The sequence below is a fragment of the Chitinophaga sp. GbtcB8 genome (assembly GCF_019091455.1).
Lineage (GTDB): Bacteria > Bacteroidota > Bacteroidia > Chitinophagales > Chitinophagaceae > Chitinophaga.
Map to the genome: position 1 here is coordinate 1 of NZ_JAGXJN010000298.1, position 247 is coordinate 247.

At 60.3% G+C, this 247-nt stretch carries 1 pseudogene; it reads left to right on the forward strand.

Annotated elements, in window-relative coordinates:
• Positions 1–61 precede the first annotated feature (61 nt).
• A pseudogene (locus tag KVT36_RS31915) lies at positions 62–247 on the forward strand (hypothetical protein); the annotation flags it as partial.

The window sequence follows — 247 nt, forward strand, 5'->3', positions numbered from 1 at the left end:
TAATCACGCGTTTCCGCCAACTTGATTGCGGATTTGACGGATTTGGGCGATACTCGTCTACATGGAGACGAAGCAGAAGGATCGAGTCCGCATCGCCAAGCGTCAGATGGACGCGGAGGTCGGTCGGCGTGTCCACATGCTGATGTGGGACCAGCAGCTCACTCAGACCGCATTCGGGGCTCGCGTGGGGATCGACCAGAGCACGCTCGCGAAGAAGCTGCGAGGACAGCGCGGATGGAGCCTCGAC